Annotated in this window: 12 protein-coding genes; 5 read left to right on the forward strand and 7 right to left on the reverse strand. The window is 70.0% G+C overall.

The window, feature by feature from the left end:
• Positions 1–93: 93 nt before the first annotated feature.
• Positions 94–1,458 (reverse strand): hypothetical protein, encoded by a 1,365-nt coding sequence (locus V5F49_RS19820; protein ID WP_394114998.1) that lies wholly within the window; start codon positions 1,456–1,458, stop codon positions 94–96.
• Positions 1,459–1,550: 92 nt separating this feature from the next.
• Positions 1,551–2,555 (reverse strand): NAD-dependent epimerase/dehydratase family protein, encoded by a 1,005-nt coding sequence (locus V5F49_RS19825; RefSeq protein WP_394114999.1) that lies wholly within the window; start codon positions 2,553–2,555, stop codon positions 1,551–1,553.
• A gap of 547 nt (positions 2,556–3,102) precedes the next feature.
• On the opposite strand from V5F49_RS19825, the gene epsC reads away from it, so the two are divergent.
• Both epsC and V5F49_RS19835 read left to right on the forward strand, forming a co-directional pair.
• Positions 3,103–3,684, forward strand: a complete 582-nt coding sequence (epsC, locus tag V5F49_RS19830) for a serine O-acetyltransferase EpsC (protein WP_394115000.1) — start codon at positions 3,103–3,105, stop codon at positions 3,682–3,684.
• A 13-nt stretch (positions 3,685–3,697) separates the two neighbouring features.
• Positions 3,698–4,888 (forward strand): glycosyltransferase family 4 protein, encoded by a 1,191-nt coding sequence (locus V5F49_RS19835; RefSeq protein ID WP_394115001.1) that lies wholly within the window; start codon positions 3,698–3,700, stop codon positions 4,886–4,888.
• A gap of 8 nt (positions 4,889–4,896) precedes the next feature.
• Here the strand turns inward: V5F49_RS19835 and V5F49_RS19840 are convergent, their stop codons facing one another.
• The gene (locus tag V5F49_RS19840; protein WP_394115002.1) at positions 4,897–5,967 is read right to left on the reverse strand and encodes an acyltransferase family protein; all 1,071 of its coding nucleotides are present in this window, start codon (positions 5,965–5,967) and stop codon (positions 4,897–4,899) included.
• Between the two features lie 316 nt (positions 5,968–6,283).
• On the opposite strand from V5F49_RS19840, the gene V5F49_RS19845 reads away from it, so the two are divergent.
• Positions 6,284–7,009: a class I SAM-dependent methyltransferase gene (locus tag V5F49_RS19845; RefSeq protein ID WP_394115003.1), complete on the forward strand. Its 726-nt coding sequence runs from the start codon at positions 6,284–6,286 to the stop codon at positions 7,007–7,009.
• 67 nt (positions 7,010–7,076) lie between these two features.
• Positions 7,077–8,087: a UDP-glucose 4-epimerase GalE gene (galE, locus tag V5F49_RS19850; RefSeq protein ID WP_394115004.1), complete on the forward strand. Its 1,011-nt coding sequence runs from the start codon at positions 7,077–7,079 to the stop codon at positions 8,085–8,087.
• Between the two features lie 59 nt (positions 8,088–8,146).
• Here the strand turns inward: galE and sseA are convergent, their stop codons facing one another.
• The 4 genes from sseA to V5F49_RS19870 all read right to left on the reverse strand — a co-directional run bounded on the left by sseA (position 8,147) and on the right by V5F49_RS19870 (position 13,172).
• Complete coding sequence (gene sseA / locus V5F49_RS19855) at positions 8,147–9,004, reverse strand: 3-mercaptopyruvate sulfurtransferase (protein ID WP_394115005.1); 858 nt, start codon at positions 9,002–9,004, stop codon at positions 8,147–8,149.
• A gap of 172 nt (positions 9,005–9,176) precedes the next feature.
• The gene (locus tag V5F49_RS19860; RefSeq protein ID WP_394115006.1) at positions 9,177–10,205 is read right to left on the reverse strand and encodes a cysteine synthase A; all 1,029 of its coding nucleotides are present in this window, start codon (positions 10,203–10,205) and stop codon (positions 9,177–9,179) included.
• Between the two features lie 72 nt (positions 10,206–10,277).
• Positions 10,278–11,735, reverse strand: coding sequence for a cryptochrome/photolyase family protein (locus tag V5F49_RS19865; protein ID WP_394115007.1), 1,458 nt, complete (start codon positions 11,733–11,735; stop codon positions 10,278–10,280).
• An 84-nt stretch (positions 11,736–11,819) separates the two neighbouring features.
• Entirely contained in the window at positions 11,820–13,172 is a 1,353-nt protein-coding gene (locus tag V5F49_RS19870) for an MFS transporter (RefSeq protein ID WP_394115008.1), read from the reverse strand.
• A gap of 805 nt (positions 13,173–13,977) precedes the next feature.
• Here V5F49_RS19870 and V5F49_RS19875 point away from each other — a divergent pair.
• Complete coding sequence (locus V5F49_RS19875; RefSeq protein WP_394115009.1) at positions 13,978–17,715, forward strand: vitamin B12-dependent ribonucleotide reductase; 3,738 nt, start codon at positions 13,978–13,980, stop codon at positions 17,713–17,715.
• The last annotated feature ends 53 nt before the right edge of the window (positions 17,716–17,768 follow it).

The raw sequence follows: 17,768 nt of genomic DNA on the forward strand, positions 1-17,768 counted from the left end.
TGGCGGCTGGTGCTGCTGCTGGGTTCGGGGAAGGAGCGCTGTGGCCGCCCGCGCCCATGGCCGCAGCTGGCCGGGGCGCGGGGCTGTTCCGGCCTATCGCATGGAAGCCGTCGCGCTCACCTTGGGCGCGTCGATGTCGATCACCACGGGCTCGGTGCCGATCTCAAGGGCGTCGCCGCGCGGCGGGCCGACGAGGTTGCACAGCGCGGCGACCTTTGTCGGCTTGGCGCCCTGCAGGCGCAGCAGGCCGCGCGTCTCCTCGCGCGTGGTCCAGGCGACGAGGCGGATGCCCCGGTCGGTGGAGGTCTGCAGCAGGAAGAAGTCCTTGAACGGGCGTTCCAGCCGGAACCCGCGCGAGCCCTTGATGAGCTTGATCGCCTCGCGCGCGGCGCAGGCTCCCGGCTTCGGGTTGTAGTCGTAGTCGTAGAGGCCGAAGTTCTGCTCGATCTCGCGCGGATCGGTGCCCTGGTCCTTCAGCTCGTACATCCAGGCGCCCTTGATCCAGGGCGTGGCCGCCGACCACAGCAGGAACTGGGCGATATAGTCCGCCGCCGCCTGCCGCGGGATCGGGCAGGGCCATTGCACGGTCGGCCAGCCGAACTCGGTGACGTAGAACGGCACCTCGGCGCCGGTCTGCCTGCGCAGCGCCTGCTGCAGCTCGCTCGCCCGGTCCACCAGCTCGGTGGCATTGCGGGTGGTCACGTCCGGTTCGCAGTGGTTGTAGAGGTGGATGGAGAGCCCGTTCGCGCCTTTCAACGCGCCGTCGCGCACGATGGCCTTGGTCCAGTCCCAGCCGGGATCGCCGCCCACGGCGCCGGAGAGGATGACCGCGTCCGGCGCGGCATCGCGCAGGGCGGCGACGGCGCCGCGTGCGAGCACGGCATAATGCTGCGCGGCGCGCGGGTCGTCGGCGGTGCCGGGACCGAACAGCCACGGCGGGCGCTGGCCGGGCGTCAGGTTCCACTCGTTCCAGATCTCGTACATGGCGCCGAAGCGGCGGGTCTGGGCCAGCGCCCGCACGGTGAAGTCGGCGAACACCGCCCGCCCGGCTTCGCTCATAGGCTTCACGCCGCCGGTCACCTCGGGGTTGGAATGGCCGAGGATGAGCAGCGGCTTTGCCTGCGTCATCGCCATGAAGTCGAACAGGCGCCGCGGCTGGGGCGGGTCGGCGCGGCCGGCCGCGCCCTCGAAGGTGCCCCAGGGCAGGTCGTCGCGGAAAGAGTCGACCCCGAGCTCCCGCAGCGCCGCGGCGGCCTTCTCGGGCACGTAGTTGTACTGGCCGCCGATGCCGAAATGGACGCCCATCCCGGTGATGAGGGGGACCTCCCGCGCCGGCGGTTGCCCCTCGAAGGACAGCGTCTTCACATTGGCCGGCTGCGCCGCGCACACCTGCGCGCCCAAGGTCAGCGCCGCCGTCAGCGCGAGGGCGCCACGCGGAATGAAAGTCCCGAGCTTCATCGCTTCATCTCCGTTCTGGGCACCCGGACAAGGGGCGATTTGCAAACGCCTTCGGTCTTCCTCCCGCTTCCGACGCGCCGGCCGCGGCGCGCCTAGTAGTGCTCGCGATACCAGTCCACGAAGGCGCGGACCCCGACGGCCACGTCCGTCTGCGGACGGAAGCCGGTGAGGGCCACCAGCAGGTCGGGGGCCGCGAAGGTGCGCGGCACGTCGCCGGCCTGCATGGGCAGCATGCGCCGCTGCGCCGGCGTTCCCACCGCGGCCTCGATGGTCTCCACGAAGCGCATCAGCTCCACCGGCTGGCCGCCGCCGATGTTGACCACCCGGTAGGGCGCCCCGTGCGCCAGGGTGTCGGTGACGCCGGGCGCCGAGACGCGGTTCTCCTCGCCGGGCGGAATGGCGATGAGGCGCACGATGCCCTCGACCAGGTCGTTCACGTAGATGAAGTCGCGGCTCATGCGGCCTTCGCCGTAGATGTCGATGGGCCGGCCGGCGCCGATCGCCTCCACGAACTTGAACAGCGCCATGTCCGGCCGTCCCCACGGGCCATAGACCGTGAAGAAGCGGAACGCCGTGGTGGGCACGCCGAAGAGGTGGGCATAGCTGTGGGCCAGCACCTCCATGGACTTCTTGGTGGCGGCGTAGATGGACATGGGCTCGTCGGCCCGGTCGGTCTCGCTGAACGGCACCTTCTCGTTGCCGCCATAGACCGAGGAGGTGGACGCGAGCAGCAGGTGGCGCGGCTTCAGCCGCTTCGCCAGCTCCAGCACGTTGAAGGAGCCGACGATGTTGGAATCGATGTACGAGCGCGGGTTCTCGAGGCTGTAGCGCACGCCGGCCTGGGCGGCGAGGTGGACGATCACGTCCGGCCGGGCGATCGCGGCGGCGCGGTCCAGCGCGTCGGCGTCCTCCAGCATCCCGATGACGGCGGTGAAGCGTTCCGACTGATCGAGGATGGCGTGACGCTTCCGCTTGAGCGCGACGTCGTAATAGTCGGTCATGCCGTCGAAGCCGACCACGGTGTGGCCGTCTTCCAGCAGGCGCCTGGCAAGATGGAAGCCGATGAAGCCCGCAGTCCCAGTCACTAGATACCGCATTCTCGTCCCTTGATGCGGAGAGCGGTGCTCCGGGGCGCTCAGGCGCGCCCGCAGGTCCCCTCTCATACCGCGCTGCACACAAGGCTGTCCATGCCGCGCCCGATGTCGTTCGCGCGGCAAGCTACATGAATCCGCCGGCCGCCGCCTCCCTCTCGCTGCGGCGGCTGCGCGGGTCGCCGTCCGGCGCGGACGCTGCCGGTTGGACGCTGCGGCAGATGGAATAAGGCGCTGCGCTTTAACACGAAAATGCGGGGTATCGAGTTCTGCGGGCGGCGGTGGCTGGCCCCGCCGGTCGCGTGCTGCGGCGACCGGGCGCGGGGGCAGGACCGGCCACGCGACCTGCGGTCGCGTGGCGCAGGAGGGGGCGCGGGGGTGTCAGCCCCTTCCACCTGATGCCGCAACGCAGTATACCGGCGGTGCGGGTGTGCGGCATGCGTGCGGCGTCCCGCCGTGCGAGATCTGGTGCCCCCGGGCGTTCCGCCGGAGCGGTGCCGCGAGCGAACAGCGCCGCGCACGGGTGTGCCGGCACCACAGGGAGCCAGGCCTCATGTCTGCGGAAACGCCGCTCCAGAAGGTCAAGGCCGACCTCGCCGCCTATGCCGCCGCCGAGCGCAGGGGCGTGAGCGCCATGTTCACCCTGCGCATGTTCCTGCTTACGCCCGGCTTCCAGTTCGTGTTCGCGCGCCGGCTGCAGGAGATGGTGGTGCGGGTGCCGCTGGTGGGCCGGCTGCTGCGGCGCATCGTCTGGTGGGCCACCTGCCTGATCTTCAGCTCGGAGATCGCCATCGGCGCGCAGGTGGGCGGGGGGCTGTTCGTGCCGCACCCCTACGGCATCGTCATCGGCCAGGCGAAGGTCGGGCGCAACATGCGCCTGCTGCAGAACGTCACCATCGGCCGCAAGAGCCAGGACGACCCGCGCGACCCCGTGTTCGGCGACAACGTGAACATTTCCGCCGGCGCGGTGCTGCTCGGCGCCATCACGATCGGTGACGGCGCCATCATCGGCGCCAATGCGGTGGTGCTGAAGGACGTGCCCCCCGGCGCGACGGCCATCGGCATTCCCGCCCGCATCATTCCGGCCGAACCGCCGGCCGCCGTGACGCCAGCGCCGTTCGCGGCGACGGTCTGAGGGGGCGGCGACCATGCACGTCGCCCTCGTCAACGCGCTTTATCCGACCCCGCTCGAGCCGAAGATCTTCGGCGGGGCCGAGATGGTGGTCCGCCAGCTCGCGGAAGGGCTGGTCGCGCGCGGCGACCGCGTGACCGTGGTGCGCATGGCGCTCGACGGACGCCGCCGCACCGAGGAAGCCAATGGCGTGCGGGTGGAGTTCGTGCCCGTCCGCAACCTGTTCGCCCCGTTCGGAGCGCGCCACCACGCGCTCGCGCATCTGGCGTGGCACGCCATCGACGATCGCTGTTTCGCCCATCCCGAGGTCGCCGCCGTGCTGGATGCGGCGCGGCCGGACGTGATGAACACGCACACGCTGAACGGCCTCAATACCCATGTGTGGCAGCTGGCGCGGGACCGCGGCATTCCCGTCGCCCATTCGCTGCACGATTATTACCTGATCTGCCCGCGCTGCTCCCGCTTCAAGGACGGCCACGTCTGCGCCACCACCTGCGGCAGCTGCGCCGTCCTCACCGGGGGACGGCGGCGGCGCAGCGCGCTCGTCGACGCGGTGGTGAGCGTGAGCCGACGCACCCTCGACCTGCACCTGCAGGAGGGGCTGTTCGGCACCGCCTCCCGTCACGTGATTCACAACGTGCCCAATCCGGCGCTCCACCCCGAGCCGATGGAGGCCATCGGCCGGCCGTTGCGGATCGGCTATCTCGGGCGGTTCTCCGAGGAGAAGGGCGTACGCCTGCTGGCGGACGCGGTGGGGCGGCTGCCGGCCGGCACCGTCCGGCTGGTCCTCGCCGGCAACGTGACGAACGAGCAGCGCGCCGCGCTCGCGGTGCTGGCGCCGGGCGCCGAGCTTCATTTCCTCGGCTTCGTCGCGCCGGCGGATTTCTATCCGCAGATCGACGTGGCGGCCGTGCCCTCCCTGTGGGAGGAGCCCGGCGCGCTGGTGCTGCTGGATGCGCTGGCCGCCGGGCGACCGGTGGTGGCGACCGCCCTTGGCGGCCTGCCGGAGATGTACGAGGACGGGGTGACCGGCTGGACCGCGCCGCCCGAGGCCGAGGGGCTGGCAGCGGTGCTGCGGCGTCTGGTGGCGGCGCCGGACCTGATCCTTGCGGCCCATCGCGTGCTGCGGGAGAAGCCGCGCCGTGCCATGGCCGACGTGGTGGATGCCTATCGGGACATCTACCGCACCCTGACCCCTGCGTCCTGAGCCTCGTCTCAGGCGGCCGTGCGCAGCGCCGGCTTCAGCCGCCCGGTCTTGCGCAGCAGCCAGGAGCCGATGGGCTTTTCCACCATGAGGTGGACCGCGACCGACACCAGCACCGTCAGCACGAAGCCCACGGCGTAGATGGCCGGCAGCGGCAGCGCCACCTTCGCGCCCAGCACGCCGAACAGCTTGATGGTGAAGGGATGCGTCAGATAGAGCGCGTAGGAGGCATCGCCGCCGAGCGCCAGCGCCCGCGCCGGTAGCGTCTCGCGCAGGGACGGTCCCATGACCGCCGCAGCGACGATGAGCGCCGCCGGGATACCGCCGGTCACCAGCCGCCAGACGTGCTCGTAGAGGCTGGTCTGGAACGCGGCCACCGCCAGCGCGACACCGGCGAGGAGCAGGGCGAGCGCCGCCCCGCCGGAGAGGCGCCGCCCGCCGAGGAAGAGCGCCGCCACGCCTGCGCCGAGCAGGAACTCTCCGATGATGGGATCGCCCCAGAACTTCAGCAGGAAGGCGCCCGGCGGCGCGATCTGGCCGGCCGCCACCAGCAGCACGAACACCGCGACCAGCGCCGCCAAGCCGCTCCGTCGCGGCAGCAGCAGGGCGCCGGCGAAGATGGCGTAGAACAGCATCTCGTAGTTCAGCGTCCAGCCCAGCGAGAGGATGGGGAACAGCTCTCCGTCCGAGCGCGGCCACGGCAGGAAGGCGTAGGAGGCCAGCACGTGGCGCGGGTCCAGCCCGTTGTTGTTGATCAGCTGCGGCGCGGCGAGCAGGGCCGCCAGCATCAGCGTGGTGCAGATCCAGTAGAGCGGGACGATCCGAATGATGCGCCGGCGCAGGAAGTCCGCCGGGGCACCGGGGGCCCCGAAGCGGTCATGCATCATGTAGTACATGATGAAGCCGCTGATGACGAAGAAGATGTCGACGCCGAGCCCCCAGTCGATCAGGCCGATCTGCTGGAACGACTGCCCGGTGCGGCCGGCCACGTTGCCCACCTCGACGCCCACGTGGGCGAACACCACGAGCGCAGCGGCGAAAAAGCGCAGAACCTGCACATTGACCAGATAGGTGGATTTCATCCGCCGTCCGTTGCTGCGGCCCGCGCGGCCGTGGCCACGCGGAGCGGGTCTCGCCGGGCCGGCCGGGGCCGGCAACCTCCGGAGCGTTCGAGGGAATGTGCGCCCGCCGGACCCGGGGAGGCCGGCCGCGCCGCCCGAAACGCCACCATTGATCAGATTAGCATGTGCAGCAGATCTCCGCGAGAATTTCTCGCAGATGCGGGAACCCCATGGCGCAGCCTGATTTTTGGGCTTCCGGACGGCGTCGGGATTCCGATAGCATGACTTTACGTCGCCGTTCGCGTGATTGGATCCGCCGCAGGGGGAAGTGCCGACCATGACGCTCCACGAGACGGGAAACCTGCGCCGCTACCTGGACGAGCGTTATCTGGCCGCGAACGCGGACTGGCACCAGGACGACAGCGGCTGGAAGTTCAACCACATCCTCACCATCCTCGATCGCAACGCGGTGGCGCCGTCCAGCCTGTGCGAGGTGGGCTGCGGGGCCGGCGGCATCGTCGAGCTGCTGGCGCGCCACTGGCCGCAGACGCGCGTGGAGGGGTACGAGGTCTCGCCCCACGCCTTCGCCATGTGCGGGGAGCGGCTGGCGCCGAACCTCAGCTTCACCCATGGCAGCCCCTTCGATGGGGCAGGGCGATTCGATCTCGCCATGGCCATCGACGTCATCGAGCATGTGGAGGACCCGTTCTCTTTCGCCCGCGCGCTCGGCCGCATCTCCACCCACCAGGTGCTGCATATCCCGCTCGACATGAATGCGCTGGCGGTGGCGCGCGGCTGGGTGATCGACAATGCGCGCAACGACATCGGCCACCTGCATTATTTCACGCAGTCCACCGCGCTCGCCCTGCTGCAGGAAAGCGGGCTCGAGGTGGTCGACCACTTCTACACGCCCTGGGCCATCGATCAGGCGGGCAAGACCCTGAAGAAGCGGCTGGCCGCCTGGCCGCGCCGCGTGGCCTTCGGGGTTGCGCCGCATGCGGTGGTGCGGCTGGTGGGCGGCTGGTCGCTGATGGTGCTCACCCGCAGCCCCGGCACCGGCTGATCGCTAGGGTGACAGGAGCGGTTGGGCGTGGTTTCTGTGGCCTGATGAGACGAAGGCTGAGGAATCCATGCCCGTTCTGGTGACCGGCGGTGCCGGATATATCGGGAGCCACGCGGTTCTGGAGCTGCTCGCGCGCGGGGAATCGGTGGTCGTTCTGGACGATCTCACCACCGGTTTCGCCTGGGCCGTGCCGCCGCAGGCCGAGCTGGTGGTGGGCGACGTGGGAGATGCCGCCTTTGTCCGCCGCCTGCTGGAGACGCGTGGCATCACCGAGATCATCCATTTCGCCGCGCGCATCCTGGTGGCGGAATCGGTGGCGGACCCGCTCGCCTACTACTTCGGCAACATCGTGAAGACGCGCACGCTCATCGAGACCGCGGTGGCGGCCGGGGTGGAGCGCTTCATCTTCTCCTCCACCGCCGCCGTCTACGGCGAGCCGCGGGTGGAGATCATCGGCGAGGACGAGCCGCTCGCGCCCATCAATCCCTACGGGCGCACCAAGCTCGCCAGCGAGTGGATGCTGGAGGACGCCGCCCGCGCCCATGGCCTCGCCTATACGGCGCTGCGCTACTTCAACGTGGCCGGGGCCGATCCCGAGGGCCGGTCCGGCCAGTCCTCCCGTGTCGCCACCCACCTCATCAAGATCGCCAGCCAGGTGGCGGCCGGCGTGCGGCCGGGGCTGGAGATCTATGGCACCGATTATCCGACCCGGGACGGCACCTGCGTGCGTGACTACATCCACGTCACCGATCTCGCCCGCGCCCATGTGGCCGCGCTGGAGCGGCTGCGCGCGGGCGGCGGCAACCTCGTCGCCAATTGCGGCTACGGGCGCGGCTATTCGGTGAAGGAGGTGGTGGACGTGGTGAAGGAGGTGTCGGGCCTTGATTTTCCCGTCACGCTCGCGCCGCGCCGCCCCGGCGATCCGGCCTGCCTGGTGGCGGCCGCCGACCGCATCCGCGCCGAGCTGGGCTGGCAGCCCATCCTCGACGACCTGCCCACCATCGTGCGCCATGCGGTGGCGTGGGAAAAGGCGCTGGTGCGCCGCAAGGCCGCCGAAGCCGCGGCCGGCGCGGCCTGACCACAGGCCGCGCCTCGCTTCATAAGGTCATCCCGGCGCGCCGCTCGGGCGGCGCCCGCTCAGGCCGTGGCGATGGGCCGGCCGCTCGCGCCCCACTCGGTCCACGAGCCGTCGTAGAGCGCGAGCGGCGTCTTGCCGATCATCTCCAGCGCCACCCAGAGGATGGCGGCCGACACGCCGGACCCGCACGAGGTGATGACCGGCCGCGCGAGGTCGAGGCCGGAGGCATCCATGGCCGCGCGGATCTCGTCCGGCGGCACCAGACGGCCGTCCTTCACGAGGCGGCCGTGGGGCAGGTTGAGGCTGCCGGGCATGTGGCCGGAAGGCAGCCCTTCCCGCGGCTCGGGCGCCTCGCCGCGGAAGCGGGCTTCCTGCCGCGCGTCCAGCACCTGCGCGCTGCCGCTCTCCAGCGCCGCGGCGACGCGGGTGATGTCGGCGATGCGGGAATGGTCGAGGCGCGGATGGAACACGGCCGGCCGGCGGCGGACCTCTCCGTCCTCCACCGGACGCTCCTCGGCGAGCCATTTGGGCAGGCCGCCGTCCAGCAGCTTCACGTCGGAGGCGCCGAACGCACGGAAGGTCCACCACACCCGGGGCGCGGAGAACAGGCCGACGGAATCATACACCACGATCCGCAGCCCCTCGGCGATGCCCAGCGCGCCGGCCGCGAGGGCGAAGCTGTGGGCATCCGGGAGCATGTGCGGCAGGGGGCTGGTGTGGTCGGCCACCGTGTCGATGTCGAAATGCACCGCTCCGGGAATGTGCCGTTCCAGATACTCCCGCGCGCCGCTGCGGCCGGAGGCGGGCATGTGCCACGAGGCATCCACCACCACGAGATCCGGTGCCCCGAGATTGGCGGCGAGCCAGCCGGTGGAGACGAAGGGGCTCTCGGGGGTATCGACGGGAAGCTCGCTCATGGCGCCTCTCTCGCGGGGTTGGCTTGATGGCTCGCGCGGCCGGGACGCGCGTCCCGGGTGCGGGATACGCACGGCCGGGGCACGCATAACCGGAGCACGCTTAACCGGGGCACGCACGTCTCGGCCGGAAGCGCGCCGCCGTCAAGCCGCCTGCCGGCGCGCGTCCTGCGGCTCAGACCAAGACGTTGGGCACCTCAGCCTTGCGCTCCAGCCACTCCGGCACTGGCAGGTTCTTCTCCCGCAGGAACGCCGGGTTGAACAGCTTGGACTGGTAGCGCGTGCCGTAGTCGCACAGGATGGTGACGATGGTGTGCCCCGGCCCCAGCTCGCGCGCGAGGCGGATGGCGCCCGCCACGTTCACGCCCGAGGAGCCGCCGAGGCACAGGCCCTCGTGCTCCAGCAGGTCGAACACCACCGGCAGGGCCTCCTCGTCGGGGATCTGGAAGGCGGTGTCGATGGGCGCGTCCACAAGGTTGGCTGTGATGCGCCCCTGGCCGATGCCCTCGGTGATGGAGGAGCCCTCGGCCTTCAGCTCGCCGGTGGTGTAGTAGGAATAGAGCGCCGCCCCCATGGGATCGGCGAGGCCGATGCGGATGGCGGGGTTGCGCGCCTTCAGCGCGATGGCGATGCCGGCCAGCGTGCCGCCGGTGCCCACGGCGCAGATGAAGCCGTCCACCTTGCCCTGGGTCTGCTCCCAGATCTCGGGGCCGGTGGTGTCGATATGCGCCTGCCGGTTGGCCACGTTGTCGAACTGGTTGGCCCAGATGGCGCCGTTGGGCTCGGTCTTGGCCAGCGCCTCGGCGAGGCGGCCGGAGACCTTCACGTAGTTGTTGGGGTTGGAATAGGGCACGGCCGGCACCTCCACCAGCGTGGCGCCGGCGAGCTTCAGCATGTCCTTCTTTTCCTGGGACTGGGTCTCGGGAATGACGATCACGGTGCGGAAGCCGAGCGGGGCGGCCACCAGCGCGAGCCCGATTCCGGTGTTGCCGGCGGTGCCCTCCACGATCACGCCGCCGGGCTTCAGGTCGCCGCGCGCCACCGCATCCTGGATGATGCCGAGGGCGGCGCGATCCTTCACCGACTGGCCGGGATTGAGGAACTCGGCCTTGCCGAGAATCTCGCAGCCGGTTTCCTCGGAGGCACGCTTCAGACGGATGAGGGGGGTATTGCCGATGGAGTCCACAAGTCCGTTACGGATCATCTCTTCATCAAGCCTTCAATGAATGTGGAAGGCAGGGTACTCAACGCCTCCGCTTGTATCAACCGACAAAGCTCATGTTTTTCGTGTAGATTCAAATGCCCGCAGCGCCCGCTCGCGCGCGGCGGCGTGGTCGACCGCCGGGCGGGGGTAGGTGGTGCCGAGGCGCACGCCCGCTGCGGCAAGGGTTCCGGCATCCGCCGTCCATGGCCGGTGGATGAGCGGCGCCGGCAGCCGCGCCAGCTCCGGCACGAAGGCGCGCACATAGTCGCCGTCCGGATCGAACTTCTCGCCCTGCGTCACCGGGTTGAAGATGCGGAAATAGGGCGCGGCATCGAGGCCCGATCCTGCCACCCATTGCCAGCTGGCGGGATTGTTGGCCGGGTCGGCATCCACCAGCGTGTCCCAGAACCAGTCCTCGCCGGCGCGCCAGTCCATCAGGAGATGCTTGGCGAGGAAGGAGGCGACCACCATGCGCACCCGGTTGTGCATCCAGCCGGTCTGCCACAGCTGGCGCATGCCGGCATCCACCAGCGGATAGCCGGTGAGGCCGCGTCGCCACGCCTTCAGCTCCCCCGAGCACTCGCGCCAGGGGAAGGCATCGAAGCCGGGCTGGATGTTGCGGCGGGCGATGTCCGGCTCTTCCGCCAGCAGGTGGTAGGAGAATTCGCGCCAGTAGAGCTCCGCCTCGTATTTCTCGGCATCGGCCGCCGGCACCTCGCCCGCGTCGGCGGCATGACGGATGGCCGCCAGCACCTGCCGCGGGGAGATTTCGCCGAACCGCAGATAGGGCGAAAGCCGGGAGACATGGCGCGAGGCGGGCAGGTCGCGGCCGTCGCGGTAGCCGGCGAGGCCGTCGGCGATGAAATCGGCAAGCCGCGTCTGGGCCGCCTGTTCCCCCATCTGCGCGTCGCCCTGCCAGAAGGCGCGCATGCCGCCGGCCCAGTCGGGTGCCTGCGGCTCCAGCTCGAGGCTCTCCAGCGTCTCGCCCGGCGGGGGATGGGCGACGCCCTTCAGTCGCGGCGGCACCGGCAGCGGCGGCGCCAGCGCCCGGCCTTTCGATGCGGCGCGGTGGAAGGAGGAGAAGGTGCGCGGCATCCGTCCGGAGGCCGATTGCACGCTGCCTGTGGGATGCAGCAGATGGGCGCAGAAGCGCAGCACCTGCCGCTCCTCGGCATCGAGCCGGGAGGTCACGGCGTGATCGATACGGCCCTCGGGCGCGCCGGCCCGGTCATTGAAGGCGACGCGGGCGGCGCCGAGCGCGGCCGCCACTTCCGGCACCACCCGGTTGGCCGGGCCCCGGCGCAGCACCAGGGGAATGCGGTGGCGGGCAAGCTCGGCCCGGAGCGCCCGCAGCGACTGGGCGAGCCACCAGCGCGCCGCGCCGCCCAGGGGGCGGACCCCCGGGCTGTCGTCATCGAGGACATAGAGCGCCGCGATGGGGGCGCCCGCCGCGGCAAGCGCCGTCAGGGCCGGATTGTCGGAGAGCCGGAGGTCGTCGCGGAACCACAGCAGGGAAGGGGAGGCCGTCATGACCACCTCCTACGCGGACGGGGGCGCAGAGGTTCACTCCGTTTCCCCGCCCGATGCAAGGGGGGCAGCGCGGCCCCCACCCGGTCAGTGGTGGATGTCCACGTCCCGCGTCTCCTTGCCGAGCAGCAGCGCGGTCAGCGTCAGGAGCGCCATGGCGGTGAGGTAGAGGCCCACGTAGAACGGGCTGCCGCCGCCATAGCTCCACAGCGCCACCGCGATGAACGGGGCCACCGCCGCGCCGAGGATGGACGACACATTGTAGGCGATGCCCGATCCGGTATAGCGCACGTTGGCCGGGAACAGCTCCGGCAGCAGCGCACCCATGGGGCCGAAGGTGAGGCCCATCAGCGTGAAGCCGAGCACCAGCCAGGCCACCACGCCCACCGTGCCGGCGGAGAGGATGGGCACCCACAAAAGGCCGAACAGGGCGATGGCGGAGGTGATCCAGATCAGCGTGCGGCGGCGGCCCCAGCGGTCGGCCCAGGGGCCGGACACCATGGTGAAGATGCCGAAGAAGACCACGCCGAAGATCATCATCAGCACGAAGGTACGGTAGTCGTAGCCGAGGCCGGGCAGGGGGGCCGTGGTGGCGGCGCGCCCGTAGCTCAGCGAGAAGGTGGTCATCAGGTAGAACAGCACGTAGGTGGCCAGCATGTAGAACGTGCCGAGGATCAGCTCGCGCCAGTGGGTCTGGAAGGCGGCGGCCAGCGGCACCTTCCGGATCTTGCCGTGCTTCACTGCGTTCTCGAACGCGCTGCTTTCCACCAGCGAGAAGCGCACCCACAGCCCGACGATCACCATCACCGCCGAGAACAGGAACGGGATGCGCCAGCCCCAGGCGAGGAAGGCGTCGGAGGGGCGCGAGGGATCGGACGAGGGCATCAGCGCGGCGATGACGAGGAACAGGCCGTTGGCGATGATGAAGCCGATGGGGGCGCCCAGCTGCGGGAAGGTGCCATAGACCGCCCGCTTGCCGGGAGGGGCGTTCTCGGTCGCCACCAGCGCCGCCCCGCTCCACTCGCCGCCGAGCGCGAAGCCCTGGGCGAGGCGCAGGATCACCAGCAGCGCCGGCGCGATCCACCCCGCCACCGGGAAGGTGGGGAGGAGGCCGATGAGGAAGGTGGCGATGCCCATGGTCAAGAGCGCGCCCACGAGCGTGATCTTGCGGCCCTTCTTGTCGCCGAGGTGGCCGAAGAAGATGGCCCCCAGCGGCCGCGCCACCATGGCCGCGCCGAACACCGCGAACGAGGCGAGGAGCGCCGTCGTGTCGTTGCCAATGGGGAAGAACAGGTGCGGGAACACCAGCACCGCCGCCGTGGCGTAGACGTAGAAGTCGTAGAACTCGATGGTGGTGCCGACGAGGCTCGCGAGGATGACCCGCGAGCGCGGGTTGACGGCGCGGGCATCGGCCGAGGTGCCGATGGTGGTGGAGGACATGGCCGGTCCCGGAGTGTGCCGCCCCGTCGGGGGAGCCGGGCGGGCCGAGGACGGCGGGACCGGCAAGGATCTGTCGCGGCGAAGCGGGGCGGGGAAATCCGGCGCGTCAGGAGGTTGATCGACGGGATAGATTATTGCGGCCCGCTTGGCCAGCCGTCCCCCACCGGCACCCTGCATATCTTGGATGTGCGGGGCGCATGGCCGGCCGCCGGCGTCCTTGTGTCCGGCGCCTGTCTGGAAGTCTTGCTCGCCGCCGTCGCCCGGGCTCCCGCTCGCGGCTCGATCTCGATGAGGCCGCCCGCCGCCCCGCCGGCATCGCCCGCACCCCCCGGCTGCATCATCCGGACACCCAGCCCATGGCCGGCCGGAGCCCTGGGGTCCGCGCCGCCGGCAGCCACCAGGGCTAGTGGGTGCCCTGTGGATGACGGTGATGAAATCCGCCGGGCCGGAGACGGTCGCAGGACGGTCGCGAAGGCGTGAAAACCGAGCCGGGAAAAGGCTCGTTGAGGATTTGTTAAGGGGGTGGAGACGACTATATATAGTAGCCGAGCGGGGTTCGAGGCCCCAGATCGTGGCAAAATCGGGTTTGACCCAGGGGCCAGACTCGCACTAGCGTTCGGGACCTGAGCGACGGGCGTTCCCACGTGTACCAGTTGGTGAGCGCTCGCCCTCTTCCCGAATTCACAAGCTGAAGATCCGCCATGGCGCGGCGCGAGCCGCCGTGCCTGACGGGTAGTCGCGTCCGCCACATTCATCTGACAGACTAAACGGCCCCGGGGCAGGGCCGACCGAAGGAGCACCGGTCATGCGCGTCGAACGCCGCTACACGCAAGAGGGTCGTTCCCCTTACGCGGAGATCCCCTTCCGCGAGACCGTGAGCGAGATCCGGAACCCCGATGGCTCCGTGGTCTTCCGGCAGGAGGGCATCGAGGTCCCGGCCCAGTTCTCGCAGGTGGCGAGCGACATCCTCGCGCAGAAGTATTTCCGCAAGGCCGGCGTGCCCGCGCGCCTGAAGAAGGTGGAGGAGAATTCCGTCCCCTCCTTCCTGTGGCGCCAGGTGGCGGACGAGGCGGCGCTCGCCGACCTGCCCGAGAAGGAGCGTCTCGTCGGCGAGACCTCCGCCAAGCAGGTGTTCGACCGCCTCGCCGGCACCTGGACCTACTGGGGCTGGAAGGGCGGCTATTTCGACAGCGAGGCCGACGCCCAGGCCTTCTTCGACGAGCACCGCTACATGCTGGCCATGCAGATGGCCGCGCCCAACTCGCCGCAGTGGTTCAACACCGGCCTGTTCTGGGCCTATGGCATCGACGGCCCCGGCCAGGGCCACTTCTACGTGGACTACCAGACCGGCGAGCTCATGGCCTCCACCTCGGCCTATGAGCATCCCCAGCCGCACGCCTGCTTCATCCAGTCCGTGGGCGACGACCTCGTGAACGAGGGCGGCATCATGGACCTGTGGGTGCGCGAGGCGCGCCTGTTCAAGTACGGCTCCGGCACCGGCTCCAACTTCTCCGCCTTGCGCGGCGAGGGCGAGCGCCTGTCCGGCGGCGGCCGCTCCTCCGGCCTCATGAGCTTCCTGAAGATCGGCGACCGGGCTGCGGGCGCGATCAAGTCCGGCGGCACCACCCGTCGCGCCGCCAAGATGGTGGTGGTCGATGCCGACCATCCGGACATCGAGGCCTATGTGGACTGGAAGGTGATCGAGGAGCAGAAGGTCGCCGCCCTCGTCACCGGCTCCAGGCTCAACGCCAAGCACCTCAAGGCGGTGCTGAAGGCCTGCGTGAACTGCGAGGGCAACGGCGACGACTGCTTCGAGCCGGAGAAGAACCCGGCGCTGAAGCGCGAGATCAAGGCCGCGCGCAAAGCCGGCGTCGCCGACGCCGCCATCCGCCGCGTCATCCAGTATGCCCGCCAGGGCTACAAGGACATCGACGTCGCCATCTATGACACCGACTGGGACGGCGAGGCCTACATCACCGTCGCCGGCCAGAACTCCAACAACTCCGTGCGCGTCACCGACGACTTCCTGCGCGCGGTGGAGGCGGACGAGGACTGGAAGCTCATCCGCCGCACCGACGGCAAGGTGGCGAAGACCGTCAAGGCCCGCGAGCTGTGGGAGAAGATCGGCGCGGCCGCCTGGCACTGCGCCGACCCCGGCATCCAGTTCCACACCACGGTGAACGACTGGCACACCTGCCCGGCGGGCGGCGAGATCCGGGCGTCCAACCCGTGCTCGGAATACATGTTCCTCGACGACACGGCCTGCAACCTCGCCTCGCTGAACCTGCTGCAGTTCCGCGATGCCGACGGCCGCTTCGACGTGGAGAGCTACGAGCACGCGGTGCGGCTGTGGACCGTGGTGCTGGAAATCTCGGTGCTGATGGCGCAGTTCCCCTCGCGCCGGATCGCCGAGCTTTCCTACGAGTACCGCACCCTCGGCCTCGGCTATGCGAACATCGGCGGCCTGCTCATGTCGAGCGGCATCGCCTATGACTCGCCCCAGGGCCGCGCCATCTGCGGCGCCCTCTCGGCCATCATGACCGGCATCTGCTACGCCACCTCCGCCGAGATGGCGAAGGAGCTCGGCACCTTCCCGGCCTATTCGGGCAATGCCCAGTCCATGCTGCGGGTCATCCGCAACCACCGCCGCGCCGCCCACGGCCTCGCCGATGGCTACGAGGGCCTGTCCATCGCCCCGGTGCCGCTCGACCACGTGTCGTGCCCGGACACCCGCCTCGTCGCCCGTGCCACCGCGGCCTGGGACAAGGCGCTGGCGCTGGGCGAGGCGCACGGCTACCGCAATGCCCAGGTCTCGGTGATCGCCCCCACCGGCACCATCGGCCTGGTGATGGATTGCGACACCACCGGCATCGAGCCCGACTTCGCGCTGGTGAAGTTCAAGAAGCTGGCCGGCGGCGGCTACTTCAAGATCATCAACCGCGCGGTTCCGGACGCCCTGCGCGCCCTCGGCTACGGCGAGGCCGAGATCGCCGAGATCGAGGCCTATGCGGTGGGCCACGGCTCGCTCGCCCAGGCCCCGGCCATCAACCACTCGACGCTGCGCGCCAAGGGCTTCGACGACGCCGCCATCGCCAAGGCCGAGGCTGCGGTGAAGACCGCGTTCGACATCAAGTTCGCCTTCAACCGCTGGACCTTCGGCGAGGAGTTCCTGGCCCAGTCCCTCGGCGTGCCGGCGGCGCAGCTGGCGGACCCCAAGTTCGACCTGCTGGCCTTCCTCGGCTTCTCGAAGGCGGACATCGAGGCGGCCAACATCCACGTGTGCGGCGCCATGACCCTTGAGGGCGCGCCCTTCCTCAAGCCGCAGCACCTGCCGGTGTTCGACTGCGCCTCCCCGTGCGGCCGGCTCGGCAAGCGCTACCTCTCGGTGGAGAGCCACATCCGCATGATGGCGGCGGCGCAGCCCTTCATCTCGGGCGCCATCTCCAAGACCATCAACATGCCCAACGAGGCGAGCGTGGAGGACTGCAAGTCCGCCTACCTGCTCTCCTGGCGCCTCGCCCTGAAGGCCAACGCGCTCTATCGCGACGGCTCCAAGCTCTCCCAGCCGCTCAACGCCCAGCTGGTGGCGGACGAGGAGGACGAGGACGACGCCGTCGAGGCGCTGGTGGCCCAGCCCAACGCGGCGCGCGCCGCCACCGTGACCGAGAAGATCGTCGAGCGGGTGGTGGAGCGCATCGTCGAGCACCGCGTGCGTGAGCGCGAGAAGATGCCCGACCGCCGCAAGGGCTATACCCAGAAGGCGGTGGTGGGCGGCCACAAGGTGTATCTGCGCACCGGCGAATATGATGATGGCCGTCTCGGCGAGATCTTCATCGACATGCACAAGGAGGGTGCCGCCCTCCGCTCGCTGCTGAACAACTTCGCCATCGCCATCTCGCTCGGCCTGCAGTACGGCGTGCCGCTTGAGGAGTATGTGGACGCCTTCACCTTCACCCGCTTCGAGCCGGCCGGCCCGGTGCAGGGCAACGACACCATCAAGTACGCCACCTCCATGCTCGACTACGTGTTCCGCGAGCTGGCGGTGAGCTACCTCGGCCGCAACGACCTCGGTCATGTGGACCTGTCCGAGACCGGCTTCGATGCGCTCGGCAAGGGCGTGGACGAAGGCAAGGCGCCGAACCCGGCCAACCGCATCGTCTCCAAGGGCCTGGTGCGCGGCAAGACGGTGAACCTCCTGGCGCCCCAGACGGTGTCCGGCGAGCCCCGCGGCGCCTCCGACAACGTGACGGTGCTGCGCGCGCCCACGCTCGGCACGCCGACCGTTGGCGCCACCGCGCTGAAGCCCGAGGTGGAGGTGGCCGAGCCGGCCCCCGCCGCCGAGGAGATCGAGGCGGCGGTGGAGAGCCTGATGGAGAAGTCGCTGCCGTGGTCCGCTTCCGCCCGCAAGGCGGAAGCCCGGGCCGAGGCCCGCGCCAAGGGCTACGAGGGCGAGGCCTGCCCCGAGTGCATGAACTTCACGCTGGTGCGCAACGGCACCTGCCTGAAGTGCGACACCTGCGGCGGCACCACCGGCTGCAGCTGATCTTCGATCCCCCGCCCCGGACTCAGCTCCGGGGCGGGGGGCTTCAATAGAAC

Source organism: Xanthobacter lutulentifluminis (genome assembly GCF_043194675.2).
GTDB lineage: Bacteria > Pseudomonadota > Alphaproteobacteria > Rhizobiales > Xanthobacteraceae > Xanthobacter.

Coding starts and splice junctions, on each gene's coding strand:
- V5F49_RS19820 (WP_394114998.1), bottom strand. CDS start 1,458: ATGAAGCTCGGGACTTTCATTCCGCGTGGCGCCCTCGCGCTGACGGCG.
- V5F49_RS19825 (WP_394114999.1), bottom strand. CDS start 2,555: ATGCGGTATCTAGTGACTGGGACTGCGGGCTTCATCGGCTTCCATCTT.
- epsC (WP_394115000.1), top strand. CDS start 3,103: ATGTCTGCGGAAACGCCGCTCCAGAAGGTCAAGGCCGACCTCGCCGCC.
- V5F49_RS19835 (WP_394115001.1), top strand. CDS start 3,698: ATGCACGTCGCCCTCGTCAACGCGCTTTATCCGACCCCGCTCGAGCCG.
- V5F49_RS19840 (WP_394115002.1), bottom strand. CDS start 5,967: ATGAAATCCACCTATCTGGTCAATGTGCAGGTTCTGCGCTTTTTCGCC.
- V5F49_RS19845 (WP_394115003.1), top strand. CDS start 6,284: ATGACGCTCCACGAGACGGGAAACCTGCGCCGCTACCTGGACGAGCGT.
- galE (WP_394115004.1), top strand. CDS start 7,077: ATGCCCGTTCTGGTGACCGGCGGTGCCGGATATATCGGGAGCCACGCG.
- sseA (WP_394115005.1), bottom strand. CDS start 9,004: ATGAGCGAGCTTCCCGTCGATACCCCCGAGAGCCCCTTCGTCTCCACC.
- V5F49_RS19860 (WP_394115006.1), bottom strand. CDS start 10,205: ATGATCCGTAACGGACTTGTGGACTCCATCGGCAATACCCCCCTCATC.
- V5F49_RS19865 (WP_394115007.1), bottom strand. CDS start 11,735: ATGACGGCCTCCCCTTCCCTGCTGTGGTTCCGCGACGACCTCCGGCTC.
- V5F49_RS19870 (WP_394115008.1), bottom strand. CDS start 13,172: ATGTCCTCCACCACCATCGGCACCTCGGCCGATGCCCGCGCCGTCAAC.
- V5F49_RS19875 (WP_394115009.1), top strand. CDS start 13,978: ATGCGCGTCGAACGCCGCTACACGCAAGAGGGTCGTTCCCCTTACGCG.